The sequence below is a fragment of the Desulfonatronospira thiodismutans ASO3-1 genome (assembly GCF_000174435.1).
GTDB lineage: Bacteria > Desulfobacterota > Desulfovibrionia > Desulfovibrionales > Desulfonatronovibrionaceae > Desulfonatronospira > Desulfonatronospira thiodismutans.
Map to the genome: position 1 here is coordinate 142,522 of NZ_ACJN02000003.1, position 25,525 is coordinate 168,046.

Below are 25,525 nucleotides of genomic sequence, written 5' to 3' on the forward strand. Positions count from 1 at the left end.
TGCTGGTTAAAACCAGAAAGTTATCAGCTACTGGTTATCCGGTCTTTCCTGGTGACCAGTAACTGATAACCGACTACCTGTGCTGGGGGCATAGCCCGCTTTGGATCTTATTCAAAGTTATCTTTATACCTTTTCCAGAATTCCTCAGGAGTAAAATAATGCTCCTGGGTGCCGTGGTGCTCCACTGCATAGGCTGCGCTGGTAAGCCCCACTTTTGCCGCCTGGGACACGCTTCTTCCATCGGCCAGGCCCTTTATGAGCCCGGCACGGAATCCGTCCCCTGCACCGGTGGGGTCAACCACCTGGGACACCCTGGCCGCGGGCAGTACAGCGTCATCCCCGCCGTTTAGCACCGAACAGCCATGTTCACCCAGGGTAGTAATAATATTTTCAGTATATTCAAGAAGCTCTGCTTTGCTTTTGCCCGTATTCTTCATGATCATTTCCAGTTCATAGTCGTTGGCTATGAGAATATATGAACCGCTGATCATATCCAGCATCTTTTCCCCGGAAAAAGCCGGTATATTCTGGCCCGGATCGAATATGTAGCGTACTTTCTTCTCCTGGTATTTGCGGCTGTAATTGTACATATCGTCCAGGTTGCCCGGGGATACTATGGCCAGTGTATCTTCCGGGGCAATCCGGTCAAAGTTGAACTGTGAGGAATGGTTCATGGCTGCCGGGTTGAATCCTGTTATTTGGTTGTCCGACTTGTCTGTGGTTATATAGGCGGACGCCGTAAGATCTTCTTCCATGACCCGGATGCTTTCCAGGCTGATACCATGTTTCTGCATCCATGCTTCATAATTGCCGAAATCCTTTCCCACAGTAGCCAGGATCTCGGGGTCTTCACCCAGAAGCTTCAGGGTGAAGGCTATATTACCTGCCGTTCCTCCGAACTTTTCAATGAGTCCATCCACCAGGAAACATACATTCAGTATATGTATCTTGTCCGGCATGATGTGGTCTGCAAATTTGCCCGGAAAAGGCATGATGCGGTCATACGCAACAGATCCCGAAACCAAAATCTTCATTTCAACCTTCCTTTGTTTTCATGACCCTCTACCTGGCAAGGCCGGGTCAAAATGGTTACAAGTTAATAATTTTTAGGCCTTGATCAACATGCTCATCCACTTTTTCCGGTTTCTGTATCAATCCAGTCCAGAAATTCAGTATGCCCGCCCTGAATGGGCACAAAAACCACGCAGGGGCATTCGTAGCTGTGCACCTCGAGAACTTTCTGCACCAGTTTATCCTTGAGATCTTCCCTGGTTTTGGCCAGGAGCACTACCTCTTTCTCGGTTTCCATCTGTCCCTTCCACATGAACATGGCAGTCATGTTGTCCAGGGCGTTGACACAGGCTGCAAGGCCGTTTTCCACCAGGGCCCGGCCCACACGCTGAGCTTCCTGCATATCTGCGGCTGTGATGTATGCAAATACATGAGACATATGGCACCTCCATACCGGAATTTCGTTTTGTTTTCTAATCTGCCGGACTATATTCCGGCCAGGTATTCCACCACTGCCTGCTTCTCGTCCTGGGAAATACCTGCACCATAACTGATCATTCTGTCTACGGTACTGTCCCACTCTTCCAGTGACTTATCAGCATCCTGCACCCTGGACAGTCCATGGCATGTAGAACACTTCTGAGATACCAGCTCCTCCCCCTTTTCATGGCTGCCGGCCCTGAGATCCATGCTCAGGGAAAAAAACAGCACTACAGCAACAGCACAAACAAAAATCAAAAATCTGTTCATAACATCCTCCTTTACCACCTGCTTCTCATAACAACCTGTCATTATTAATTTTTATTTTCCTGACTTCTGAACAACGAATCAATCATCTGGCCGACAGCTGTTTATCTTTGCATGTGGCACGGGGACTGTCTCTTGAAATAACCCAGCCCCCCTATCTACCGTGTTTGATAAACCATTTAAACCTGCAATGCAAACGGCCGGGAAAAAGACTGCAAAATTAAAGCCGTCCGGCTACTGACTCCAGAAAAAAGGCTGAGTCCGGGCTGTTTACACACACTATGTTTTAAGATATATGCTTTTAAGTAGCTGATCGTATTAATGATAAACAAGCCTCGCACAAATCATGAAAAAACAGCTCTTGTTCTGCCTGCTTTTAGTTTTTGCCTGGCATTTGCATCCAGCCCTGGTTGCCGCTGAACAGGACCAGGACGGACAGGCCAGGCAGGAAAAAAAATGGAGCCTGACCCTGTCCAGCGGCATGTACACCGACCGCACCGTGGGGCAGGCCATCTTCAACGTCCCTGGAAGGCTGGAAAGCAACTACATGCACAGCCTGGCCCTGGCCCGGGAAATGGGCAGGTTCTGGGACCATTTTTCCTGGGAACTTGAAGGCATGTTTGCCAAGCATCACGGCAAGCATAAAACCGGCCGCCAGGACTACGAAGAGTTTGTAGGAGCCATTCTGGTCCGCTACCATACATTTCCCTGGGACCAGTGGATTGACACCACCCTGGCCGTTGGAAGCGGAGTCTCAGCCACCACTGAAACCCCAAAGCGCGAACTGCAGACCGACAGGGGCAAAAGCCAGAACATCCTCAATTACCTGGCTTTCGAGCTCGAGTTAACTCTGCCCCGGTTTCCGGATACCAGCCTGACTTACCGCATTCATCACCGCTCCGGGGTTTTCGGTCTGTACGGCGGGGTTGAAGGTGCTTCTGACTTTTATCTTCTGGGTTTGCGCCAGAGGTTCTAACCAAGCTTTTCCCGGGCTTTTTCCTTGAGTACAGCCCGGATGGCCGAGCTTACATCCAGATCCGGCTCTTTTTCCAGGACCTCGTCCAGAAGCGGGGTCACTTCTGCAGCTGAATAACCAAGGCTGGTCAAGCCGGCCAGTACATCCTGGCGCACGCCGCGCGGACCAGGGGCGGGGCGCGGGTCTTCGTGCTGCGGGGAAATGAACCCCAGGCGGTCCTTGAGATCCAGAATGAGCCTGCGGGCTGTCTTGGAGCCTATTCCCGGGACCTGGGTCAAGGCGGCCTCATCCTCGGTATTGATGATTTTCTGGATCTGGGAAGGGGAAAAAATCCCCAGTATGGCCAGGGCTGTTTTGGGACCCAGCTTGGGTGCATTGAGAAGAACATTGAAGGTCTCGCGCTCATCCCGGGTGAAAAATCCATAAAGGTCCAGGGCATCCTCCCGGACCACCATGCTGGTATGAAGCTCAAGCTCCTCCCCCTGTCCGGGCATATTCTGCAGTCCCATGGCGGAAACATGCACCTCGTAGCCAAGCCCGGAAGCGGTCATGACCAGGCAGCTCTTATCATTAAAGCTCACTAGGGTCCCCCGGATCAGAGCGATCATTTAAAACCTCCAAACCCTGCTGCCCGGCGCTGATTAAGATGGGCTATGGCTACCGCCAGGGCATCGCTTGCATCCTGGGCCCACCTGGGTTTGCACCCAAGCATCTGGGCCACCATGAAGGCCACCTGTTCCTTGCCCGCCCGGCCGCCGCCCACCAGGGATTTCTTGACCAGGGTGGGCTCGTAGGAATAAACAGGCACTTTCTGGTGCGAACAGGCAACTATCACCGCCCCCCTGGCCTGGCCCAGCTTCAGAGCCGAGGAGGCATTCTTGGAGGTGAAAACCTCTTCCACAGCGGCCTGGTCCGGGGAAAACTCATGGATAAGCGAACAGATGCGGGTAAATATGGTATCCAGCCTGGTGCTCAGATCATCCTGACCATTGGTCCTGATGGTTCCCGTACCCAGTAACTCCAGGCAGCCGGATGTCTCCCGCACCACACCGTAGCCGGTGCACCTGGAGCCCGGGTCAATGCCCAGGATGACCAGCCCTGAAGAAGAGCTGGTCACGCTTAATTCTCCAGTTCCTGCAAGAGCTCCTGCGGCAGCTCGAAATTGGTGTATATATTCTGGACGTCATCAAGGTCATCCAGGGCATCATAGAGCTTGAGGACTTTTCGCCCAGTCTCTGGATCCACCCCTACGGTATTCTGGGGCACCATGGTCAGCTCTGCCTCGCTTACCTCCATTCCGGCCTCCTGATAAGCCTGCTGCAAAGGGGTGAAGTCTTCAGGCGCACAGCGGACCTGCCAGACTTCACCGTCGTCAATAATATCCTCGGCTCCTGCCTCCAGCCCCACCTCCAGGAGCTGTTCTTCGCTGTAGCTTTCCTTGTCAAAGGATAAAACACCCTTATGGTCGAACATCCAGGCCACGCACCCGGATTCGCCCATGGACCCGCCATTCTTGCTCAAAAGATGTCTTACCTCGGCCACGGTGCGATTCTTGTTGTCTGTAGCTATCTGCACCAGCATGGCCACTCCCCCGGGACCGTAGCCTTCGCATACGGATTCTTCAATCTGGTCCGCGGCCAGTTCCCCGGTACCTTTCTTAATGGCTGTCTCAATCTTGTCCTTGGGCAGGTTTGCGGACTTGGCCGAATCAATGGCCGCCCGCAGTCTGGGATTCTTGTCCGGCTCCCCTCCTCCGTCGCGTGCAGCCAGCATGATCTCCTTGGTCACCTTGGTGAAGATCTTGCCCTTCTTGGCATCCTGTCTGCCTTTTCTGTGCTGGATATTGTGCCATTTGCTGTGTCCTGCCATATATAAATTCTCCTGTTTTTATAGGTAAACATCCTGACATATATCAAACTTCTTGCTGAACCAGTTCCATCCCCACCAGAAAAATCTCCTTGCTTTCAGCCCTGGAGCTTTTGGGTTTGAAATGCTTGACGCGCTTGAAGCAGGCCTTCATTTCCCTGCCCAGCTCCTGTACGTCCGGTCCCTCAAATATTTTCACCACCATGCTGCCGCCCGGTCCAAGCATTTCCCGGGCCAGGTCGAATGCTTCCCGGGCAAGCTCGTGAGACCGGGCCTGATCGGTTATCTTTATACCCGTGGTCTTGGGAGCCATATCGCTTAAAACCAGGTCAAACGGGGCAAAATCCCGGACTTGCTCCCTTGCCGCATTGTCGTTTATAATGTCTCCCTGAATGAAAACTACATGCTGTGGAAATGACAGTGTAGGTTCCTTCAGGTCCACTGCCAGAACAAATCCCCTGGACTGAACTTTCTGGGCCGCAAAGCTGCACCAGGAACCAGGCGATGCCCCCAGGTCCAGGACCTTTTGTCCGGGGCGCAGCAAACTGAAACGCCTGTCCATTTCTTTTAGCTTGTACACAGATCGGGCCGGATAATTATCCTGCCTGGCCTGCCTGGAATAGTGATCGCGGATTTTTTTCATAACAAAGATTTCCCAATACGTCGTAGCCTGCTGACATCATATATGATATGCGCTGCACCGATGCAAGTAGAAAGATAATCACAACGTAACCATTCAGGGGGTCCTCGGTGTTGATTATGGCACCAAGGTCTGGGGACTGTCCCTCGCCTGTGTAGGTCTGTGCAGGATCACGGAATTTTGAGCTTGTAATTTTGGTGATTGTGAAGGCAAGGTGTCGCGGGGACTGTCCCCAGGCCGATTTCGGCATCCCCCTGCTCGGTGTTGATTATTGGCACAAGGTCTGGGGACTGTCCCTCGCTGTGTAGGTCTGTGCAGGATCACGGAATTTTGAGCTTGTAATTTTGGTGATTGTGAAGGCAAGGTGTCGCGGGGACTGTCCCCATGCCGATTTCGGCATCCCCCTGAATGATTACATCACAGCATATACGTACAAAAAAAGGAGGATTCAATGGTAGTATTCATAGGCAAAGACAGGCCGGGCGGCTTGGAAACCAGGAAGGCCCAGCGGGAAAAACACGTAGCCATGTTAAAAGATCTGCAGGACCGGGGACTGATCCACTTTGCAGGGCCTCTTCTGGATGACCAGGGAGAGATGAACGGCAGCCTGATTATTTTCGACACCGAAGACGTGGAAAAGGTCAACTCCATTATGGACCAGGACCCTTATGTAAAGGCAGGGCTGTTTGCTTCCCGGGAAGCTATGCGGGTAAAAAAAGTCATGTAAAAAATCAATGACATGTCAAACAGGCGCAACAGGGCAACCACCGGGAGTCCTGCTTGCGCCTTGCCAAAAGCATCTGTTTTGGATAATGTATTTAAAATTTCTCAAGGGGGGCGTAGCTCATCTGGGAGAGCGCAGCCTTCGCAAGGCTGAGGTAGCGGGTTCAAGTCCCGCCGCCTCCACCAAGAGTTAATAATTTCAAGTAGTTGCAGATATAAACATCCAGCTTACCCCATCTATTTCATCAAAACAAAAATGCTTCTTATCCCTATAGCGTAACCATTCAGGGGCACTCAGTTGTAGCTCCTGGCACAAGGCATCCCCTGAATGGTTACCCTGCAACTCCATCCCTACCCGGCACCCTTACCCATCCAGAAAACAGGTATTTTTTTGGTGGGCAGTTACAAAAAAACTTTATTTTTTTCAGGATTGCATATAAATTTCGTCCGCAAAAGGGTTTATTAAAATTTTGTGTTGACAAAGCCTGAAACATGCAGATAAAGATATTCAATATCAGGGAGAGAGACAATGCAGGATGCCCGGGAACAGTTTTTTCAGTATCTGGCCAAACAAAAACTGCGCTTTACTTCTCAGCGGGCCATAATATTTGATGTGTTCTGGAATACCCAGGGCCATATTTCCCCTGAAGAGCTGTATCGTAAAACCAGGGAACAGGACCGGTCCATTGGGCAGGCTACTGTCTATCGCACCCTCAAACTGCTCTCAGACGCCGGCATTGCCAGGGAAGTTGATTTCGGGGATGGTGTTGCCAGATATGAGCCCTACTATGGCCAGAGTCACCACGACCACCTGATATGCAAGGAATGTGGAAAAAATGTAGAGGTGGTTGATCACCGCATAGAAAAACTTCAGGAAGAACTGGCCAGTCAGCACGGATTCACCCTGAATGAGCACAGCATGTATCTTTACGGCTACTGCGCCGAGTGCAGCGGCAAGTAGATTTCAGAACTCTTAAAAAAGTCTATTCCGGAAACAATCAGGAGAAGCCAATGAATAATATATATCATCAGGCTATTATTGATACTGATAATCAACTCAAAAATCAAACAAAGGCAAAGAGGCTTAACTATCAAAAATAACTGCCATAAACCCTGCATGGGGATATGGCAAAACTATTTCGCCCTGCAGGTGTATTTATAACGCTGCAGGCAGATTCCAGCTGCAGCCCAACTTAAAACCTTATTTTGACAAGAGGCTCAAATGAACAACCAACCCATATCCACAGAAGCCGCCTACGCCTTCGGCACGGCAAAACTAAGTTTTGACAAGATTTTTTTGAACTTCATCAAACGCCTGGAGACCATTGGAAGCGCCTGGCCTTTTTTTGCCCGGGCATATTACAGGCTTTTCTATAAAAAGATGCTGCAAAGCGAAATCAAGGCCTCGGGAATAAAACCCGGCATGCAGGTCATGCACGTGGGATGCGGCCCCCTGCCCATGACGGCAATGGGACTTGCCGGATTCGGTGCAAGGGTCACTGCCGTGGATCAGGACGCCGGCACCCTTGGATGGGCCGGAAGAGCCCTGGAAAAATCCGGCACCAAGGACAGGGTCAGTCTTGTCGCCGGCTGTGGAACCAACCTGGATTTCACCGGGTTTGATGCTGTCTGGCTCTCCCTGCATGTACGGCCCATGGGCCCTGTACTCAATAGAGTAATGGAGCATGTCAGCCCCGGGTCCAGGATAGTCTTCAGGGATCCCAGGGATTATCTCTGCAGCTATTACCCCGGCGCGGACAACTTTTCAGATAAATGCGGCTGCAAAAGCCTCCGGGTCAAGCAGATGCTCGGCAAGAAAAGCGTGGTCCTCATCAAGGAAATGCCGGCGGAAAAAAACACTCAAGAGCTCGAAAAAAGGACTTGACTTTTTTTAAAAAATATCCTTTGATAACTACATTCAAAGTCAAACCCCTTGACTTTTTATATTTACCTGTTAATGATATTGAAAATCAGCATGAAAGTCTGGGTAAAATGTAGCTATTCAGCACCTGCGGACGAAAAGCCAGGGGCCGGGGGTTCGGCAAACTGGGCGTAAACTGTCTGAGCGACGTAGGAAGCGTTAATCAAAACCGTTAAACACCCCAACTTAATTCAAAGCATAATATAATTGAAGCTTTGCTGATTAAAAAACTTGAAGAGGTTTTGATTTACGCTTCCTTGGAGCGAGTTTTTACGTCCTGTTTGCCGAATTTCCGGACCACTGGAGGTCATATCATTAAGGTGAACACTTACAGTAAAATAATATTTCCCAATAAAATAAAGGAGCCTGAAATGTTTAAGATGTGGTTTGGCCGCAAACAAGACACACAGGAATGCCCGCATCGCCCCCCCGAATGCCAAAACCTGAGAACCCTGGATTGCCTGCAGCTGGATGAAGAAGGCGAAATCGATTCCATACCTGATCAGGCCCTTCTGGAACCTCTGGGATTCAGACCCGGAAAAAAAGTCTGTCTGCGCTGCAGGGCAAGGTTCGGAGGCCCTCTGGTTGCTGAAATAGAAGGCAGGCATACCGCCCTGGGACGCTCCGTTGCCAGGCAGATAAAGCTGCGCAAACAGCTCGACCTCTGCCCAGAGAATGAGTAAGGCCCATGTACTGCTCATGGGCCCGCCCAATGTGGGCAAGAGCGTAATATTCAACCATCTCACCGGGTTAAGTGTAAGCTGCGCCAATTACGCCGGGACCACTGTAGAGTTTGTCGCCGGCAAAGCCGGGATAAACGACCGGGACGTGGTCCTGGTGGATGTACCCGGCACATACACCCTCAATGCCACCAACCAGGCCGAGCAGGTGGCCGTGGATATGCTCCGCGGACAGCACAAGCCCGGCACCCAGAGCACCTGCTCCCACTGCCGCGAAGAAAGCGACGTGTGCGCCGAAGATCTGGGCTCCGCCCCCTCCGCGGTCATTTGCGTGGTGGACGCCAACAACCTCGAAAGCAGCCTCTACCTTCTTTTCCAGGTTTTAAGCTTCGGCCTGCCCACTGTGGTAGCCCTCAACCGGGTGGATCTGGCCCGGGACAAAAATATACACATCGACTGGGAAGGGCTTTCCCGCCGCCTGGGTGTACCCATAGTACCCATGGTGGCTGTGGAGAAACAAGGCTTTCAGGAATTAAAAAATGAAATCCGCAATTCCCTGGACCGTCCCTTTGAGCCCAGGCTGGACTGGAGCCAGGACAAACACTGGAGCATTGCCGAGAAGCTCTCCAGGGAAGTTACCACCGGCCGGCCCTCCCAGAACAGTTCCAGGAGGCGGCGCTGGGGGGAAAAGCTGGTGCAGCCCTGGCCGGGCCTGCCCCTGGCCATAATCATCCTGGCAATCGCCTTTGCCCTGATCATCGGCATCGGGATGCAGCTGCGCCAGTTGATACTGCTGCCTTTTTTCCGGGACCTGGTTATTCCGCAAATAGTTGCCGTGGTCCAGGCCTTTGTCCCTCCCGGCACCATTCAAAACATCATGGTCGGCGAATACGGCTTCCTGGTCAAGGGTATCGAATGGCCCTTCGCCCTGGTCATGCCTTATGTTCTGTCCTTTTACGGGGTCATGGCCGCCCTGGAGGACAGCGGTTACCTGCCCCGCCTGGGAGTACTCCTGGATGGACTGCTCAACAGGATCGGCCTGCAGGGCTCAAGCATAATTCCCCTGCTGCTGGGATACGGCTGCGGCATTCCCGGCATCCTGGCCACCCGGGCCCTGGCTACAGGCAAAGAACGACTTATCATCGCCACCATGATCTGTATGGCTGTTCCCTGCATCTCCCAGACCGGGGCCTTCATCGCCATGCTGGCCGAGAGATCCGTAAGCGTGGTGGTGGCTGTGTTCGGCCTGTCCTTTCTGGCCCTGATTCTGGCCGGGCTCATCATGGACAAGGCCCTCAAGGGACCAAGGCCTTTGACCATCATGGAAATCCCCGAACTTCTGCCCCCGCGCCGGGACGTACTGGCCAAAAAGATCTGGATCAGGTTCAAGCGCTACGTTACAGACGGGGCCCTGCCCATGGTCGTGGCCGTAGGCATTGCCTCCGTACTCTACGAAACGGGTATCATGGCTGCCGCAGGGCGTTTCATGAGCCCCCTGGTGGAACACTGGCTTCTGCTGCCCCAGGAGGCATCTGTACCTCTTATCCTGGGCATCATGCGCCGGGAACTGGCCGTCCTCCCCCTCATCGAGATGGACCTGACCACACTGCAGCTCTTTGTGGGCGCTACTGTTGGGCTTTTCTACGTGCCATGCATAGCCATCGTGGCTATCCTGGCCAGGGAGTTCAGCATAAAAACCGCTTTTTTCATGCTCATCGCCACCAGTGCCACAGCCTTCATCGTAGGCGGCATATTCGCCCGCATGGAATTTCTGGCCTGGATATTCGGATGATCTTTTCTACCTGATATCATTCCTTACCAGTATAATGCCATGCCTGCAGGCAATGTCGGATTCAGGCAGTGCTTTGAATTGAGCTGATGCTGTGAATAGACGTATCTGTCAGCGCTTTGCATGTGGCATGGGGACTGGCTCTTCCGGGACCCACTTGTCCCAAAAAATGAGATGTTTTAAGCACAAAATGATGCTCAAATGGGTCCCGGAGTGCCTGTCCCCTGCTTTCCTTAAAAGCGCTGACAGATACGAATAGACTTATTGACTTTAATTCTGAAGTAAGGCAAACGTCTCTATATCTGTCCCGGAAAAATACCACGTACATGCATCTTACAAGTATAATGCATCGGGTAACAACCTTTAAATCCTTTAAAAAACAATCAAGGAGAAGAAATGGAAGACCACGTCAAACAGGCTCTGGAGATCGTCAAAGCCCAGGCCGCAGTGCGGAACATGACAGAAGAAGAGATAAATTCCATGATCAAATCCCTGTCTGCTGGGATACAGGAAGCTTCCAAAACAGATGAATTACAGGAAAAAGATTCCCAGGAACCTTCTGTGGACCCCAAAAAGGCAATTAAAGAAAAAAGCATAACCTGTCTTGAGTGCGGCAAGTCTTTTAAGGTGCTGACAAAAAAGCATTTTGCCAAGCATGACATGACTCCTGAAGAATACAAAGCCAAATGGGGCTACAAGAAGAATCAGTCCCTTGTGGCCAAATCACTGGCCCGTGAGCGGCGCAAAAAAATGCAGGACATGGAACTGTGGAAAAAACGTGAAATCAAGATGCCCGGCAGATAAACCAAACCACGCCCTCACCCTTGTGTGAGGGCTTTGATTTTTCAAAGGAAAAGAAAATGGCCAAAAACAAGAAGAAAAAGATTCTGGAGGTTGCCGCCCAACTGTTTGCCTCCCAGGGATTCGACAACACCACCACCTTGCAGATCGCCAGGGAAACCAGAGTCACTGAACCCCTTCTTTACTACCATTTCAAGGGCAAAGAAGAAATTTTTACATACATCCTGGCAGAGGTGTTTCAAAAATACGCCGAACATATTGACGAACTGCCCAAAAACACCCAGACAGAGTTTGACAAGATAGCCAACCTCATCAGGCTGCACTCTCACATTGCTGAAGAGCATCCCCAGAATGCCAGGCTGATCCTTTCCAACTGCCCAGGCAAGCTTATGCAGAAACAACATGCCTGCCGGGATATCCTGGAAAAACAGCAGCAGATGGTGTCATCCTATATCCAGGACTGTCTGGAATCCGGCAATGCAAAAAAAGAGTTTGACGCGCACCCTGTGGAGCAAACGGCCCTTATTCTTTTATGTCTGGCCAACGAGTTCATGCGCATGAAAATTATGAGAAAGAAAGACTCTCAGCCCGACACGCAGGGCACTATAGAATTCTGCCGAAAATCTCTGGTGAAATCTTGATCACTATAGCCGCACCCCTGCATACCGGCCGGCATTCTGCACTATTCTTGTACACTGGATGAACAGCAGTTCCCCCTGGAAGATGCGCCTGCTGGAAATCCTTCTGTCACGCTTCCCGGCGTAAATGCAGCCAGAAATGATGTTTAAGGGGTCAGCAGAATCAGATAATTGCCGCCTGTAAAACCCGCTCAAAAAACTTTTTGCAGATACATCCATCCTCCCTGGCATGCTGCTTCAAGCTGCCTTCCGACCCTGTTTTATTTTGACACATGAGACTTTATTGCAAGCCCGGAGGAGGCTTAACCGGAAAATCTGTACGCCGGAGAAATTCGCCACCAGCAGGACTTTTAAATGCAGGCAGAAAGTTTTTTCTTTTTGGCACACTACATGCTTTATGTTTGAAGCCGCATACAATCACAATGTTTCTGTACCTGCAAAGCTGTGAACCGGCACTGAGTTTTCAAACTAAAGGAGGTCGCATCATGAAAAAAAATCAATTATTTATTACAACCGCTCTTTTCAGCGTTGTACTTTTTGTCTTCAGTCTTGGAGCTGTACATGCATCAAACTACGATGATGTTTTTGAAAGCGAGATCGACGAAGAAACCGAACTCTCAGCCGATGATATAGAGCATGAAGACCTGCAGGCGTTTGTGCAGGCTTCCAAGGAACTCAAGGAAATCAGGGCTGAGTATACCAACTTGTTGCATGACGCCGAGGGCGTTCTTTACGAAGACCTTAGAAGTGAGGCAGTGGAAGAAATGCAGGAAGCCATTGATGATGCCGGACTTGATGAAGAAACCTACAGAGGCATTGGCTACCACGTCCAGGAAGACGATGAACTTCTTGCCGATTTTTACTGATCCCCGACAGCGTCCCGGGTGACTTCTTATCACCCGCGGACGCTGATAATTTTGTGCCGCACTCAGGGCATAGCAGGATAAGCCTGCAAAAGTCCATTTTTGTCACACGAACAACGCGAAGCGCGCAGCACGAAGCTAAGCATCCATAAAATAAGTGCCGGGGTGCCTGTCTGTCCCCTGCCCTCCTCACCAATCGAGATACGAAGACTGAACCCGGTTTCTGCCGGATTCTTTGGCCTGGTACAGGGCCTCGTCCGCCAGCTGCAGCAACTGTTCTTTGTTTTTCATGGGGCTTTCTGCACTGTGGGTGGACGTTCCCACACTTATGGTGACTACTGATGCCGTGGGAGAGTGCTCATGGGTGATGCCCAAGCCCTGCACTGCTGCCCGCAGCTCTTCGGCCACGTGAACGGCTCCTGCAGCATGGGTTTCGGGCAGAAGAACCACGAATTCTTCGCCCCCGTAGCGGGCGGCCAGGTCCGTGGGGCGGGACAGAGTATTTTTGATCACGTTTGCTACTTTTTTCAGGCAGTCATCTCCTGCTCCATGGCCATAGTTGTCGTTGTAGGGTTTGAAATTATCAATATCCATGATGAGCTGGGATAGAGGCAGGCCGTTGCGCATGCATCGCGACCACTCCCTGGCCAGGTTTTCCTCGAAGAAACGCCGGTTGGGGATTTCTGTCAGGCCATCCTGCATGGACAGCTTTTCCAGCATGTCCGTCTTGATCTTGAGGTTCATCTGGTTTTTGATCCTGGCCCGGACTATGGTGGGCTTGAAAGGCTTGGAGATGTAGTCCACCGCACCCAGGTTGAAGCCCGTCTCTTCGTCTTCGGCAGAATCCATGGCGGTCACAAAAATTACCGGAATGGAGTTGGTCTTCTCGTTTCGTTTCAGCCTGCGGCATACTTCGTACCCGTCCATTTCCGGCATCATTACGTCCAGCAGGATCAGATCCGGGGGGTTGTCGCTTTCTGCTATTTCCAGGGCCCTGGCTCCGCTGGTGGCCGCCATTATCCTGTATTCATCTTTGATGAGCTTTCCCAGGGCATGGATATTGTCCGGCTGGTCATCCACTATAAGTACTGATCTTTTTTCCTTTGTTTCGTCGGAACTCATTCTACACTTACTCCTGATCTTGAAGCCAGTTCCAGCAGTTTTACGACGGCAGCATCGTGTTCAAAGTTTTCCACCAGCCCGGCCAGCTCGTCAACCTCTTCTACCCCTGCCCGGCTGCGCAAAAAACCTGTAACGGCCTCGATAAGCTCGTCCTGGACCATCTCGCTGTTTTTAAGCAGCTGCAGCATGCTGGACATGGCAGCCACACCCTCTTCCTGGTCTACTTCCCGGGACTGACCTGGAGCTTTTTCCAGGCCGTCCAGCTCTGTCCGGGCCTGATGCATAGCATGGTCCAGTTCCCGGCGCAGTTCCAGAGTTATTTCCCTGTTCTCCTTAAAGGCCAGATCTATGAAGCTGGCAGCTTCAGCCAGGCGCACGGCCCCGACTGTTCCGGCCAGGCCCTTGAGGGTATGCACAAGCCTTGGGCCGTCTCCGCTTTTTCCCTTGTCCAGCTCTTCATCAATGCGGGCAAACTCACCGCTCAACTGTTCCCGGAAACGCAGCAGCATCCTGTGGTAAAAACCGGAGTCCCTGTCGGCAGATCTGAGCCCCTGGGCCAGGTCGAAACCTTCCAGAGACCGGGGCAGAAGGGATGAGTCCTGCTCAGGCTCCATTTTCTGGACTTTGACTGAATCTCCGGCTTGCAGCCATCTGGCCAGGGTCCGGTAAAGACTGGTGCTCTCTATGGGCTTGGACAGGTGGTCCCGCATTCCGGCCTGCCTGGATTTATTTCTGTCCTCCTCCATTACAGCGGCGGACAGGGCTATAACCGGCAGATCCGGGAAACGCTCCAGTATTTTCCTGGTGGCCTCAAAACCGTCCATGACCGGCATCTGCAGATCCATGAGCACCAGGTCAAAGCTGCCGGCCTCAACCATTTCCACCGCCTCGGCACCGTTTGCGGCCAGGCTCAGGGCGGCCCCGGTCTTTTCCAGCATCTGCCAGGCCACCTCCTGGTTCAAGGCATTGTCTTCAGCCAGCAGGATGGAATATCCCTGAAAAGAGGGTATTGTAAACTGCTCGTCATCGCGGGTATAAGAAGGCGCTTTGCCGGTGGCCTCTGCAATGGCGTTGAATATTGAGGAGGCGGTAACAGGTTTACTCAGAAAACAATTGAAGCATTCAACACTGTCTTCCGGCAGTTCACTGCGCTGGTAAGCACTGACCACCACAAAAGGGGGCCTGTTGCCTTTTAAAAATCCCTCGGCATACAGCCTGTCAATCTCCCTGGCAGCCTGCAGCCCGTCAAGTTCGCCGGGCATTTTCCAGTCCATGAAAACAAATTCATAAGGCTCGCCCGCCCTGTCCGCAGCCACTACCGCGTCGACAGCCGACCGGCCGTCATGGGCCTCTTTCACCTGAAACATGCAGCTTTCCAGAATATTTCGAAGAACCTGCCTGGCTGCTTCATGGTCGTCCACCACCAGTACCCTGTGGCTGTCAAACCCGATACACTCTTGAGTTGTTTCGGATTCCGGGGCCATTGGCAGATCAATCTCAAAATAAAACCTGCTGCCCTGCCCGGGTGTGGAATCAACCTGGAGTGTGCCGCCCATGCGCTGCACAAGCTTGTGGCTGATGACCAGGCCCAGCCCTGTGCCCCCGTACTTGCGGGTAGTGGAGGTGTCTGCCTGGGAGAATGGCTGGAAAAGCCTCTGGACCTGCTCATCATCCATGCCGATACCGGTGTCTTTTATTTCAAAAAGCAACCGGACTATTTTCGATTCAGAGTCCCGGTCTGCTGCCTCTAACCCCTGACCTCTGTCCCCTGTCCCCTGTCCCAGATCCTGACTTCTGACTTCTGTCCCCTGATCTCTGACCTCTGACTCCTGACTTCTGACCTCTGACTTATGAACCGCCAGTTCCACGTGACCTTTTTCCGTAAACTTCACAGCATTTCCCAGCAGGTTGGTAAACACCTGTCCCAGGCGCAGGGAATCACCTTTGAGTATTCTGGGAACATCCGTGGAGATGTTGAATATGATTTCCAGGCCTTTGTCCTCTGCAGTGGAGCCGAACAGGGTCTTCATCTGATCCAGCAGTTCATCCATCCTGAAGGTGTGCATGTCCAGTTCCAGCTTTCCTGCCTCAATCTTGGAATAATCCAGGATATCGTTGATGATGCCCAGCAGCATGCGCGAGGAGTTGCTGATTTTATTCAGGTAATCCCGTTGCCGGTCATCAAGGGAGGTCTGCAGCAGCAACTGGCTTAAACCTATTACCGCATTCATGGGGGTGCGGATTTCGTGGCTCATGTTGGCCAGGAAATCGCTCTTGGCCCGGTTGGCGGCCTCGGCTTCCTCTCTGGCAAGCTGAACCTGATGTTCGCTTTCTATGCGATGGGTAATATCTGTGGCTATGCCCATTACCTGGCGTTTTTTCGGGTCATGGGACAGCATCAGCGGAACCTTGGTGGTTTGAAACCAGCGCACCTGCCCCTGGCTGTCAGTCAAAGGTTCCTGGGGGATATGTTTTTGTTTTCCGCTTTGCATAACCTCCCGGTCATCCTGGAGAAAGGCCTGTATTTCTTCCTGAGTAGCGGTCATATCGTAGTCTGTCTTGCCCAGCATAGCTTCCTTGGTGGTTCCGAAAAGTTCTGCAACCCTGGTGTTGGCCAGGGTATGCCGGCCATGCCAGTCCTTGGCAAAGATAGGATTGGGAGAGCTGTCAATTATCTGCTGCAGGAAATCTTTCTCCTGGGCAAGCCTCTCCTGAAGCATTATGGACTCGGTTATGTCGTTGGCCGAGGCATAAATGAGACCTTCCCGGGAACTGGCCTGCCATCTGACCCAGATGTAGCCGCCGTTTTTGTGCTGGTAGCGGTTGACCACGTCCCTTACATGCTCCCCCCGGCTCAGACTGCTCATGGCTTCACGGGTTTTTTCCTGGTCCCGTGGATGCACAAAATCAAGCAGATTGCTCCGGGCGATCTCGTTTAAAGGGTACCCCAGGATATCTTCCCAGGCCCGGTTCAGCTTCAGGATACGTCCCTGGAAATCCGCTATCATCAGCAGGCCCAGGGTGACATCAAAAAAACCTTCCAGCTCCCGGGTGGTCTTCTCAAGTTCATCCTGCCTCTTGAAAAGCTCTTCTTCCGCAATCCTCCTGTCAGTGATATCGTGGCCGAAACCCACCACCTCCAGTAGATTTTCTTCCTGGTCCAACCGGTTCAAAGAGTTCCATTCGACTATGCGCTCATGTCCGTCCTTACGGGTCAGGGTCATCTCATGGTTCTGAACCGGTCCATTCTGCATGTCCTGGAATAACTGCCTGACCTGTTCATAGGAGCTTCCCGGGTACAGGGTAGACCACCAGTCTTTACCCACCAGCTCCTGTGCTGAGTAGCCCGTAACTTTTTCCCCGGCCGGATTGACATAGTTGCAGGTCCCATCAGAGGATATGCCGCATATTATCGCAGGCGACATCTGGATAATTCGGGAAGAGTAGTCTCTTTCCTGGCGCAGCTCCTGTTCCGCCATCTTCTGCTCTGTAATGTCCTCATTAATGCCCACCACCCGCACCGGATTGCCTGTCTCATCATGAATGGACTGGGCCATAGCCCGTATGTGCCTTATCTCACCGTCTTTTCTACGGATCTTGAATTCTGAGCGGTAAGCTCCCTGGCCGGCAATCCCTGCCTTAAAATCCTGCTCCGCCTGTTCCCGGTATTCAGGCAACAGGGCATCGGTCCAGTCTTTAACAGAATTTGTGAAATCATCCCGGCTGACCCCGTAAATGCGAAACATGCCCTCATCCCATTCTAAGTACCCATCGGAAATTCTCAGGTCCCATATGCCCAGTTCAGCTGCTTCAGTGGCCAGGCGCAGCCTTTCTGTCAATTCCTGCGTGGCTTGCCTGGCTTCCTTTTCTGCAGTAATATCCAGCCCGGTGCCCCTGAATCCTTTCAGCTCACCTTCTGAATCCTTGACAGGCATCCCGCTCACCCGCTGCCAGATTATCCTGCCGTCCGGGCGTACTGATTGATGCTCCAACCCCTGCCAGGATTCGCCTTTCTCAGCCCAGCCAGCCAGCATTTTTTCAACTCTTCGGGCCTCTTCATGCGGCATGAAATCAAAAGGAGAGCGGCCAAGCACTTCATCCACCCTGCGACCAAGAACATCTTCCACCCTGGGAGTCAAAAAACTGTAAGTGCCTCCAGGGTCTATCTCCCAGATGTATTCCCCGGCGGCCTCGGCAACGTCTCGAAAACGCTGCTCGCTATCCTCAAGTCTTTTCTCATTTCTAAGAAGCATTTGACGTGTCCTCATGAGATCCCTGATCCACAGACCTGCAGATATGACCAACAGGGAAATGGCTGCCAGCCTGGCTATCTCTACAGACACATGCACAAAATCACCAGAAGCGGTCAGCACGAAATTGCTTGCAAAGTCTGTTGCCGCATACAGAAACAGCATGCCCACACCCAGGATAAAAAGGACCAGGAACCTGTTTTCCAGCCCCTGCATCCACGTATGACGGCAGCAGAAAATAAATATCAGGATACCACCCACCAGAAAAACAAAAAGCCCTTCTATCACCATTGAAGTATGTACAACAATTTCCGGCTTTATCTGCATAAAGGAAAGTAAGCCTACGTTTAGCAGGATACCTGCCAGCACAAGCACTGCTGCCAGGCGCTGGGAATGGATCAGCCATTTATTCTGGCTGGAGGATCCGGTATTCATTTTTCTCTCTTGTCATCTCTTTGGAGGTTGAGCTGCGATAAGGTTCAGGGGGCAGCCGTTTCGGCCTCTGGGGGCATTTTTCCCGATACAAATAAGCAGCATCCAGAATAGTTAGCATTTACCAGAAGACACAGTCCTGGATATTTCCAGCCGGGCGGATTAAAGTCAAGAAGAACAACCGGATTCAGCCTGCCCGCTGGTCATACTTTGCCTGTGTATGCCCAGCATGTGCAAAACACATTGCCAACCCTGCACCTCTTATTTATAATCCCGGGCTTTGATCAGCCAGTAAAAATACTGAATACACCGGGGGCAACCCGGTTGATCCGCCAGCATCCCTTTGTCATGTATATTCTGGAACTACAATACGACAATGCCGCTTTGAATGAACAGGGCGTTTTTTCCCTTTCCGGCAGCCATGAAACCCCGGGGCGGTGGAACGTCATAGAAAAAAGCCATGCTCCCCTGCAAGAGGAACTGCTAAGGCTTGTGGCCCTTAGCTGCAGTGGGTGTACTGCTTTTCTGAACCGGCTGGACTTTGACCTGAAAAGTCTGGTGGAAACCAGGAAAAAAAATCTGCACCTTGAGCTTTGCTGGCGCAGCCACATCCCTCAAAACAGGACTGTATTTGCATCCGGCCCGGTAAAAAGCGCTGTGGCCATAACAAAAAAAGGTGCGCCCAGACGTCTTGGCCGGGAAAAGGCCCGGCTTTTGCCGGATAAGTACCCTTATTTGAAACTTTCAAAATGGTGTCCTCCTTCCAGGCATACTGTTTTTGCCTATGGCAGCGGCATAAACCTGTCTAATGCTGACCACGACTTTGATTTCCATGACCCCTTTTTCCAGCTCAAACGCATTCATTCCCTTTTTGACAGCCGGGCCGGACTGACCCATGCACCTTCCTTTCTGGCCAGCCTGCATTACCGGGCGGTCAGGTGCCGCCGCTACATGCCGGCCAGTATCCTGGGGGACCTGCAGAGATTTTTTGCGGCCTGTTTCGGCCTGCAGACCAGTGCATGGATGCAAAAGGATGCAGACATTGCTGCCTTGTGGGAACAGGTCCCGGCACACCTCAAGCTGCCGCTGCTGCCGGTAATGGACGCCGCCAGGCACCTGCATGACGCCCTGCCCAGCCAGCCCAACCCCCTGCACTTTCCCGGGGTTATGATCCTGGACAGCCCGGAAAAGTACTGCCCGCAAGATTATTTCCCGGACTGGATCAAGCTCCTGGAACAGGTATTCCCGGCCATGCAGTTTATCGTGGCTCTCTCGCCCCTGGCTTACCAAAATTTCTACAAAAATTTTTCCTGGGGCACTCTGCCTCAATTCAAGGACTATCACCAGCACTATCCGCCCAGGACAACGCCCTCAGCCCCTTCATCTCCTTTGTCTCCGGGGACCATGCTTATGGTGGACGTGGACGGAAGGCTGCCCAACCTGGCCCTGATGAAGCTTGCCAGGCATTACAGGGAAAAAGGATACCCGGTGCAGCTGGCCAGAAAAGAGGCCTGCGTGCCTGATGCTGAAGCGGTATTTGCCAGCTGTGTATTCAATCTGGATTCTTCCAGAAGACGCTTTTTTAAAATGCAGTCGTTTTACGGACAGAAGTTTTGTGGGGGCGGTTCAGGAGTGGACCTGCACATGAGGCTGCCCGCAGACATAGAGGCAAAGGATCCCGATTTTGACCTCTACCCTGAGCTTCAGGAGCGGGCCCTGGGTTTTTTGACCCGGGGCTGCCCCTTCAAGTGTCCGTTCTGCATTGTCCCGGTCAAGGAAGGCAGACCGCGCCAGGTAAGCGATGTCAAGTCCCTGGTCCAGGGACGGAAAAAACTGATTCTTCTGGATGACAACATCCTGGCCCATCCTGAATGCGAAAAACTGCTTCAGGAACTGGCCGCCAGGAAAATCGCCGTCAACTTCAACCAGACCCTGGACCTGAGCCTGGTGGACGAGTCCCGGGCCGGGTTGCTTCGAAGAATACAGGCCTGCAACGTCAATTTTAAAAGAAGCGTTTATCACTTCAGCTTAAATGACGATTCCAACCTCCAGGCCCTGCGCAGGAAGTACGAACTGCTTGCTTTCAACAGCAAAAACAACGTGGAATTCATCTGCATGTACGGCTACAATACCACCCTTGCCCAGGACCTGGAACGGTTCAAATTTTTACGTTCCCTGCCCGGGGCATATGTATTTGTTCAGCAGTACCAGCCCATCCTCAATGGACCGCCCCCGCAGATGGAAAACTATTTTGACGGTCAGGCAGACCGATACATAGATGAATTGATCAGGATATGTTTCCCTCAATGCATGAAAAGCATGGAAAAATACTACCGATGGCTCAGCAAAAGGTACGTGGAAGCCTTTGGTACACTGCACATGGGCCTGGTGGATACCATCTTCAGGTACAACAATCGGTTCAATCGTGGTAAATACATTGCCAGCCTGGCCGGCACCAGAAAAATAATGTAACCACTCAGGGGGTCCTCGGTGGTGACTCATGGCATTAGGCCAGGGGACTGTCCCCCTGGCCGCCATCTGCCCCCTGAATGGTTACAAAAAAATTTAATCAACAGTTCAGCTCTTGTTAAGGAAAGCGCTATTGGAAAACAATAACCAGCATGCCCTGGTTTTTAAACCGCTGAAAACCATTTTTACAGGTACTTCAAGGAGGTCTTATGAGTGTACTGGCGGAACTGTCCCTTTTTCCAGTGGACAAGGGAGAAAGTCTTAGTCCTTATGTCACCCGCATGGTAAGGATAATCAAGAACAGCGGCCTGGACTACACCCTGCATTCCATGGGCACCTGCCTGGAAGGGGAATGGCCGGAGGTTATGGATGTGGTGGATAAATGCTTCCAGGATCTGCAGCAGGACTGCGGCCGCATCTATTTGACCCTCAAGGTTGACTATCGCAGTGGCGGCAGCAACCGACTGACAGAGAAAGTGGAATCGGTGCATCGCCAGCTGGGGGAGCAGGCCTGAGCTGAAGCTTCACACTGATGCCAGTGCAGCACTGCTCTTTTACAGAGTCTAAATATGGACAAGTTTGCTTTATACATGCTGCACATCTTCAGGCTCAAAAGTCCGCACGGGCTTCCAGTCAACCAGATCGCGGTGGGCTTCGAAAAGATCAAGATTACGCTGAGCATTCAAACACAGCTCAGGAGTAGTTTCCAAAGCCGCAGCAAGTTTTATCGCTATCCAGGGGGTGATCTTTGCATGCCCATTCACAATTCTGCTGAGATGTTTCCGCGAAATACCGGTTGCTTCTACAAGATCTTTCATCTTTATATTACGAGGCCTTACATACATATCACGCAGAATAATGCCTGGATGCGTCGGTCGACGATCAGTTGGAATCATTTTTGCCCCCTTTATTTAAATGCGACTGCAAAAAGTCATTTTTGCAGTCGCAGAAGTCAGAGATCAGAGGTCAGTAAAAACAAAGAGTTATGCAGATTGTTGGTTGCTGAATTCTTAATTGCCTGACTTTTTGCAGGCGCATCCTATAGCATTCAAAAAATCAAAAATTAGCAGAAGCGTAGAGTGATGATCAGTATTGTAACCGTTCAGAGGGGGCCGATACCGGCCAGTAATCACCACCGAGGACCACCTGAATGGTTACTCAGGATTGATTTTTGAGCTATATCCAGTGTTGAACAGCACTTTCAGATTCTTATTGCGAAACTTTGTCAACGGCATAAAAAAGGTTACCAGCCAGGTAACAAAGTGTCAATCATGCACGTATACAATCACTCCCTCAGGAAGCTGAATACATACCGCACCTCGAAAAAGAGGCGCAATCCCCCACGGACCACGCCTCTTTCATTTTTGTACTTTTTTCCAGGCCCCCCGGCCTTTCAGCCTCAATTCAGAAGCCTCTTCCAATAATCCTTATTCAATAATCCACCTGAGTCCCCGAATTCTATTCCTGCATTCCTGCATTCCTCAATTCTTTAATTCTTCAATTCCTGAATTCCTCAATCTCTCAATTCAATCAATCCTATCTCTTCATCTGCATGATGATACCCAGCATGGTGTCCGTAGTCTGGATGGTCTTGGAGTTGGCCTGAAAGCCCTTCTCCGTCTGGATGAGCTTTACAAACTCCGTGGCCAGATCCACATTGGACATTTCCAGGGAGTTGGAGGAAATCTCTCCCAGCCCCCTGGTCCCGGCCAGTCCGGTCATGGCCGGACCGGAACTTCTGGTCTCGGAAAACAGGTTCCCCCCTTCCTTGCGCAGACCCTGTTCGTTGTGAAAGTCAGCCAGGGTCAGGGCATAAAGATCCATAACCTGTCCGTTGTCATACCTGCCTGTAAGCACTCCATTACGGTCAATTTCGATATTTTGCAGAAAACCTGTGGTGTAACCGTCCTGGTTCTGCATTAAGGTGGTAGAGGAGGAGCTGTACTGAGTAGAAGCCTGTGCTTCACGCCTGGTTTCTTCAAATTCTGCGATATTGTCGAAATTGAAATCTGTATTGCCAAACTCAGTCAACTCTGCAGGACTTTCAGCGCTTCCTGCCTCCCAGTTGCCGGTCTGATTGCGTAAACCAAAATTCATTTCTATATTCTGAGCACCCTCTGCCCCAGTAAAGTTCTGTCCTTCAATCCCCAGAAAATTGGGAGTAAATACAGGATAACCGTTATCTGAAAAATCTGAAAGGCTCCAGTTTGAAAGATCGCTTGCAAAATCTCCTCCTGCAATCGGTTCACCAGTGTCATCATCATAGACCTCTGTTCCCAGTGTGTAGGCACTCTGATCTATTAACTCCCCACCTGGATTAAAAGTTAAGGCTCCGGTCATAAGTACACCTCGTTTTTCTGAGTCTTCCATTCCCTCCCTGTTATCATGTTCGGGATTAACCGTAGTCATGAACTCCCAGTGCTTGTTTCCAGAGGGATCATCAATTTCTACAGGGTCAAAGTAATTGGTCAACTCATAAGATGTACCGTTCTCATCATACACTTTCATTGTACTCTGGTATGCATACCTGTTGTCACTAATGGGATCATCATCATTAGTAGCATCCCAGTTGTGCCACATAGCTGAAAAAGGTTGTCCCTCCTTGTAAGATGTAACTCCTAGCTCTGACGCAGTCTTTGAACTTAAATTCTGAAATTCAAAAGATAACTCGTCAATATTATTTCCATCATCATCTTCATTTTCTACGCTTATATTCAAAGTATTATTTTCTGAATCGTAATCTGCATTTATGTAGTCTTCTCCATTTAGCTGCCTGACAAGATGATCAGCGCTATCAAAATCAAAGTTTATATCAATATTATCAGCTCCATCAATTACTAATTCTGCATCAAAATTTCCTCCACGCTGCAGGTTTACTGCTGCCTCATCGAAATCTATATCAAGATCGTCGCCTCCATTTATATCAGGAGGATCGATTCCTATTGGTTCACGCCATCCACCATCATACAAAGCAAAATCTTCCAGATCCTCATTCCAGCGCAATTCATATGGATCTCCATCAGGCGGGTTATTAGGATCATCCGGATCAAAACTTATATCTCCATCATCCAAACCAATTCTTATCACTGTACCGTCCTCATCCTCCAACAACCATGGATCAGCCGGGTCATCTTCGCTTAGGACAGCTGTGAGATAATCGTTATTGATTTGCAAATTGGCTTCGGTACCTAATTCATCGTCTCCCGTCAGTGGTGTTGATGCATTCGACGATCTTGCTTCACTGCGTGAGTCCAGGTTCACCATCTTGTCAACCTTTCTGGTCTGCTCTGGTGGAGACTGAAAGTCATCAAGGCGGATATCTCCTGGAGCACCCTGGATTTCGACCCCAGTCTCAGTCTGAATTATTTCATCATCATCTGCTACTCCTGGAGGATCCTCTCGCACCTCCCAGCCCTGGACAACATTGTTGTTAGGATCCACGAGGTACCCTTCCTCATCGAATCTGAAGTTTCCGGCCCTGGTATACAGATTCTCATCTGTACCTCTGGCGCTGACCTGAAAAAAACCATCACCTCCTATGGCCACGTCGGTGGCTTCATTGGTGCTTTCCAGGGAACCCTGGGAAAAGTCGTTCATGACCGCTCCCACACCAACGCCGCGGCCCACCTGGCCCACGCCGGCCCCGGTATTTATATCCTGGCTCATGAAGTCCTCGAAATGCATTCGCGAGCCCTTGAAGCCCACCGTGCTCACATTGGAAATGTTGTTGCCGATGGTACCCATTTTTTCCCCGTGGCCCTTGAGACCGCTTACTCCGGTATACATGGAAGATGATAAACCCATAACCGCCTCCTGTTATTTATCTTCTGTATTGTTATTGTTGCTGTTGCTGCTTCCGTCTCCCACCACCTCGCTCACATCAGCAAAGCGAAGCATGCGGCCGTCGCTGAGGCGCAGGTGGGGCTGGCCGTCCTTGTCCTGGACCCCGGATACACGCCCGGTCATCTCGGTATTGACCATAACCGGCTCCCCATTGGGTCCTTCAGCGCTTATGCTTACGCTGTAATTTCCGTCGGGAGCTTCGGCACCGTCAAAGTTCAGCCCGTCCCATTCAAACTCGTAATCACCGGACTGGCGGGCTGACTTCTCCACCGTGCGCACCATATTCCCGTTTTCGTCATAAATATTAAAATAAAGGTTCTGGGCAGTGTCCTCCAGGTTGTAGAATATCTTGGAAGCTCCTGACCCGTCCTTGGAAATCCCGTCTCCGTCAGCGCGGATCTCCTTGCCGATAAAGCCCACCGCCCCCAGCATCTCCTGGCGGGCCTGGTTCTCGTTCATGGATTCCATGCCCTCGGAGATGTTGGTCAACTGCTCCAGGCTGGAAAACTGAGCCAGCTGGGCCACGAACTCCTTGTCATCCATGGGGTCCAGGGGGTCCTGGTTTTCCAGCTGGGTGATCAGGAGCTTTAGAAAATCCATCTTGCCCAGTTCCGCCGGATCCTCGTCTCTGGGGATATCGTTGTTTGCAAAGTCCCGTTCGTATCCGCCCAGGAGATTGCTTGCTGCGCCTATATCCATTTTTTCCTCCAGGTATTTAAAAATTTTGTATTGTTAAATCCGGCATCTTCCGGGA

23 protein-coding genes and 1 tRNA gene are annotated in these 25,525 nt (G+C 51.3%); 12 read left to right on the forward strand and 12 right to left on the reverse strand.

From position 1 onward, the window contains the following. Positions 1–107 precede the first annotated feature (107 nt). The 3 genes from DTHIO_RS12425 to DTHIO_RS12435 all read right to left on the reverse strand — a co-directional run bounded on the left by DTHIO_RS12425 (position 108) and on the right by DTHIO_RS12435 (position 1,761). Positions 108–1,034: a carbohydrate kinase family protein gene (locus DTHIO_RS12425; RefSeq protein WP_008870624.1), complete on the reverse strand. Its 927-nt coding sequence runs from the start codon at positions 1,032–1,034 to the stop codon at positions 108–110. Between the two features lie 92 nt (positions 1,035–1,126). Beyond that, complete coding sequence (gene cutA / locus DTHIO_RS12430; protein ID WP_008870625.1) at positions 1,127–1,450, reverse strand: divalent-cation tolerance protein CutA; 324 nt, start codon at positions 1,448–1,450, stop codon at positions 1,127–1,129. Positions 1,451–1,497: 47 nt separating this feature from the next. Beyond that, a complete protein-coding gene (locus DTHIO_RS12435) occupies positions 1,498–1,761 on the reverse strand; it encodes a c-type cytochrome (RefSeq protein ID WP_008870626.1) in 264 nt (87 codons plus the stop codon). A 343-nt stretch (positions 1,762–2,104) separates the two neighbouring features. On the opposite strand from DTHIO_RS12435, the gene DTHIO_RS12440 reads away from it, so the two are divergent. Next, positions 2,105–2,734 carry a hypothetical protein gene (locus DTHIO_RS12440; RefSeq protein ID WP_008870627.1) on the forward strand — a complete coding sequence of 210 codons (630 nt, stop codon included), beginning with the start codon at positions 2,105–2,107 and terminating at the stop codon, positions 2,732–2,734. Here the strand turns inward: DTHIO_RS12440 and ruvA are convergent. From ruvA to DTHIO_RS12460, 4 genes are read right to left on the reverse strand one after another with little or no spacing between them, the layout of a single operon-like run. Further along, entirely contained in the window at positions 2,731–3,342 is a 612-nt protein-coding gene (gene ruvA / locus DTHIO_RS12445) for a Holliday junction branch migration protein RuvA (RefSeq protein ID WP_008870628.1), read from the reverse strand. The genes DTHIO_RS12440 and ruvA overlap by 4 nt on opposite strands. After that, positions 3,339–3,851, reverse strand: coding sequence for a crossover junction endodeoxyribonuclease RuvC (ruvC, locus tag DTHIO_RS12450; protein WP_008870629.1), 513 nt, complete (start codon positions 3,849–3,851; stop codon positions 3,339–3,341). The genes ruvA and ruvC overlap by 4 nt, the downstream gene beginning before the upstream one ends. 2 nt (positions 3,852–3,853) lie before the next feature. Beyond that, complete coding sequence (locus DTHIO_RS12455) at positions 3,854–4,603, reverse strand: YebC/PmpR family DNA-binding transcriptional regulator (protein ID WP_008870630.1); 750 nt, start codon at positions 4,601–4,603, stop codon at positions 3,854–3,856. Between the two features lie 43 nt (positions 4,604–4,646). Then, entirely contained in the window at positions 4,647–5,243 is a 597-nt protein-coding gene (locus DTHIO_RS12460; protein ID WP_008870631.1) for an RlmE family RNA methyltransferase, read from the reverse strand. 448 nt (positions 5,244–5,691) lie between these two features. Between DTHIO_RS12460 and DTHIO_RS12465 the strand changes: the two genes are divergently transcribed. The 9 genes from DTHIO_RS12465 to DTHIO_RS21710 all read left to right on the forward strand — a co-directional run bounded on the left by DTHIO_RS12465 (position 5,692) and on the right by DTHIO_RS21710 (position 12,658). Beyond that, positions 5,692–5,967 carry a YciI family protein gene (locus tag DTHIO_RS12465; protein ID WP_008870633.1) on the forward strand — a complete coding sequence of 92 codons (276 nt, stop codon included), beginning with the start codon at positions 5,692–5,694 and terminating at the stop codon, positions 5,965–5,967. 106 nt (positions 5,968–6,073) lie between these two features. Next, positions 6,074–6,149, forward strand: a tRNA-Ala gene (locus DTHIO_RS12470). 343 nt (positions 6,150–6,492) lie between these two features. Further along, positions 6,493–6,924, forward strand: coding sequence for a Fur family transcriptional regulator (locus DTHIO_RS12475; RefSeq protein ID WP_008870634.1), 432 nt, complete (start codon positions 6,493–6,495; stop codon positions 6,922–6,924). Between the two features lie 261 nt (positions 6,925–7,185). Then, positions 7,186–7,848, forward strand: coding sequence for a class I SAM-dependent methyltransferase (locus DTHIO_RS12480; RefSeq protein WP_008870635.1), 663 nt, complete (start codon positions 7,186–7,188; stop codon positions 7,846–7,848). Positions 7,849–8,255: 407 nt separating this feature from the next. Beyond that, positions 8,256–8,567: a FeoA family protein gene (locus DTHIO_RS12485; RefSeq protein WP_008870636.1), complete on the forward strand. Its 312-nt coding sequence runs from the start codon at positions 8,256–8,258 to the stop codon at positions 8,565–8,567. Next, positions 8,560–10,356, forward strand: coding sequence for a ferrous iron transporter B (locus tag DTHIO_RS12490; protein WP_008870637.1), 1,797 nt, complete (start codon positions 8,560–8,562; stop codon positions 10,354–10,356). The genes DTHIO_RS12485 and DTHIO_RS12490 overlap by 8 nt, the downstream gene beginning before the upstream one ends. A gap of 393 nt (positions 10,357–10,749) precedes the next feature. After that, complete coding sequence (locus DTHIO_RS12495; RefSeq protein ID WP_008870638.1) at positions 10,750–11,157, forward strand: Ros/MucR family transcriptional regulator; 408 nt, start codon at positions 10,750–10,752, stop codon at positions 11,155–11,157. 56 nt (positions 11,158–11,213) lie between these two features. Beyond that, the gene (locus tag DTHIO_RS19890; RefSeq protein ID WP_008870639.1) at positions 11,214–11,795 is read left to right on the forward strand and encodes a TetR/AcrR family transcriptional regulator; all 582 of its coding nucleotides are present in this window, start codon (positions 11,214–11,216) and stop codon (positions 11,793–11,795) included. A 482-nt stretch (positions 11,796–12,277) separates the two neighbouring features. Then, a complete protein-coding gene (locus DTHIO_RS21710; RefSeq protein ID WP_008870640.1) occupies positions 12,278–12,658 on the forward strand; it encodes a DUF4168 domain-containing protein in 381 nt (126 codons plus the stop codon). Between the two features lie 186 nt (positions 12,659–12,844). On the opposite strand, the gene DTHIO_RS12515 is transcribed toward DTHIO_RS21710, so the two are convergent. Both DTHIO_RS12515 and DTHIO_RS19895 read right to left on the reverse strand, forming a co-directional pair. Beyond that, on the reverse strand, positions 12,845–13,777 hold the full coding sequence (locus tag DTHIO_RS12515; RefSeq protein WP_008870641.1) for a diguanylate cyclase: 933 nt from the start codon (positions 13,775–13,777) through the stop codon (positions 12,845–12,847). After that, on the reverse strand, positions 13,774–18,462 hold the full coding sequence (locus DTHIO_RS19895; RefSeq protein ID WP_008870642.1) for a PAS domain-containing hybrid sensor histidine kinase/response regulator: 4,689 nt from the start codon (positions 18,460–18,462) through the stop codon (positions 13,774–13,776). Before DTHIO_RS19895 ends, DTHIO_RS12515 begins: the two co-directional genes overlap by 4 nt. Before the next feature lie 321 nt (positions 18,463–18,783). Between DTHIO_RS19895 and DTHIO_RS19900 the strand changes: the two genes are divergently transcribed. Both DTHIO_RS19900 and DTHIO_RS12530 read left to right on the forward strand, forming a co-directional pair. Continuing rightward, complete coding sequence (locus DTHIO_RS19900) at positions 18,784–20,931, forward strand: radical SAM protein (protein WP_008870643.1); 2,148 nt, start codon at positions 18,784–18,786, stop codon at positions 20,929–20,931. A 206-nt stretch (positions 20,932–21,137) separates the two neighbouring features. Then, complete coding sequence (locus tag DTHIO_RS12530) at positions 21,138–21,443, forward strand: MTH1187 family thiamine-binding protein (protein WP_008870644.1); 306 nt, start codon at positions 21,138–21,140, stop codon at positions 21,441–21,443. A 69-nt stretch (positions 21,444–21,512) separates the two neighbouring features. On the opposite strand, the gene DTHIO_RS12535 is transcribed toward DTHIO_RS12530, so the two are convergent. The 3 genes from DTHIO_RS12535 to DTHIO_RS12550 all read right to left on the reverse strand — a co-directional run bounded on the left by DTHIO_RS12535 (position 21,513) and on the right by DTHIO_RS12550 (position 25,470). Beyond that, entirely contained in the window at positions 21,513–21,824 is a 312-nt protein-coding gene (locus tag DTHIO_RS12535) for a HigA family addiction module antitoxin (protein WP_040418677.1), read from the reverse strand. Between the two features lie 640 nt (positions 21,825–22,464). Beyond that, positions 22,465–24,732, reverse strand: a complete 2,268-nt coding sequence (locus DTHIO_RS19905; RefSeq protein ID WP_008870646.1) for a flagellar hook-basal body complex protein — start codon at positions 24,730–24,732, stop codon at positions 22,465–22,467. 12 nt (positions 24,733–24,744) lie between these two features. After that, a complete protein-coding gene (locus tag DTHIO_RS12550) occupies positions 24,745–25,470 on the reverse strand; it encodes a flagellar hook assembly protein FlgD (RefSeq protein ID WP_008870647.1) in 726 nt (241 codons plus the stop codon). Positions 25,471–25,525 lie beyond the last annotated feature (55 nt).

What these genes read in the sequence shown, in the direction of transcription:
- DTHIO_RS12425 (WP_008870624.1), bottom strand. Translation starts at nt 1,034, where the DNA reads ATGAAGATTTTGGTTTCGGGATCTGTTGCGTATGACCGCATCATGCCT.
- cutA (WP_008870625.1), bottom strand. Translation starts at nt 1,450, where the DNA reads ATGTCTCATGTATTTGCATACATCACAGCCGCAGATATGCAGGAAGCT.
- DTHIO_RS12435 (WP_008870626.1), bottom strand. Translation starts at nt 1,761, where the DNA reads ATGAACAGATTTTTGATTTTTGTTTGTGCTGTTGCTGTAGTGCTGTTT.
- DTHIO_RS12440 (WP_008870627.1), top strand. Translation starts at nt 2,105, where the DNA reads ATGAAAAAACAGCTCTTGTTCTGCCTGCTTTTAGTTTTTGCCTGGCAT.
- ruvA (WP_008870628.1), bottom strand. Translation starts at nt 3,342, where the DNA reads ATGATCGCTCTGATCCGGGGGACCCTAGTGAGCTTTAATGATAAGAGC.
- DTHIO_RS12455 (WP_008870630.1), bottom strand. Translation starts at nt 4,603, where the DNA reads ATGGCAGGACACAGCAAATGGCACAATATCCAGCACAGAAAAGGCAGA.
- DTHIO_RS12460 (WP_008870631.1), bottom strand. Translation starts at nt 5,243, where the DNA reads ATGAAAAAAATCCGCGATCACTATTCCAGGCAGGCCAGGCAGGATAAT.
- DTHIO_RS12465 (WP_008870633.1), top strand. Translation starts at nt 5,692, where the DNA reads ATGGTAGTATTCATAGGCAAAGACAGGCCGGGCGGCTTGGAAACCAGG.
- DTHIO_RS12475 (WP_008870634.1), top strand. Translation starts at nt 6,493, where the DNA reads ATGCAGGATGCCCGGGAACAGTTTTTTCAGTATCTGGCCAAACAAAAA.
- DTHIO_RS12480 (WP_008870635.1), top strand. Translation starts at nt 7,186, where the DNA reads ATGAACAACCAACCCATATCCACAGAAGCCGCCTACGCCTTCGGCACG.
- DTHIO_RS12485 (WP_008870636.1), top strand. Translation starts at nt 8,256, where the DNA reads ATGTTTAAGATGTGGTTTGGCCGCAAACAAGACACACAGGAATGCCCG.
- DTHIO_RS12490 (WP_008870637.1), top strand. Translation starts at nt 8,560, where the DNA reads ATGAGTAAGGCCCATGTACTGCTCATGGGCCCGCCCAATGTGGGCAAG.
- DTHIO_RS12495 (WP_008870638.1), top strand. Translation starts at nt 10,750, where the DNA reads ATGGAAGACCACGTCAAACAGGCTCTGGAGATCGTCAAAGCCCAGGCC.
- DTHIO_RS19890 (WP_008870639.1), top strand. Translation starts at nt 11,214, where the DNA reads ATGGCCAAAAACAAGAAGAAAAAGATTCTGGAGGTTGCCGCCCAACTG.
- DTHIO_RS21710 (WP_008870640.1), top strand. Translation starts at nt 12,278, where the DNA reads ATGAAAAAAAATCAATTATTTATTACAACCGCTCTTTTCAGCGTTGTA.
- DTHIO_RS12515 (WP_008870641.1), bottom strand. Translation starts at nt 13,777, where the DNA reads ATGAGTTCCGACGAAACAAAGGAAAAAAGATCAGTACTTATAGTGGAT.
- DTHIO_RS19895 (WP_008870642.1), bottom strand. Translation starts at nt 18,462, where the DNA reads ATGAATACCGGATCCTCCAGCCAGAATAAATGGCTGATCCATTCCCAG.
- DTHIO_RS12530 (WP_008870644.1), top strand. Translation starts at nt 21,138, where the DNA reads ATGAGTGTACTGGCGGAACTGTCCCTTTTTCCAGTGGACAAGGGAGAA.
- DTHIO_RS12535 (WP_040418677.1), bottom strand. Translation starts at nt 21,824, where the DNA reads ATGATTCCAACTGATCGTCGACCGACGCATCCAGGCATTATTCTGCGT.
- DTHIO_RS19905 (WP_008870646.1), bottom strand. Translation starts at nt 24,732, where the DNA reads ATGGGTTTATCATCTTCCATGTATACCGGAGTAAGCGGTCTCAAGGGC.
- DTHIO_RS12550 (WP_008870647.1), bottom strand. Translation starts at nt 25,470, where the DNA reads ATGGATATAGGCGCAGCAAGCAATCTCCTGGGCGGATACGAACGGGAC.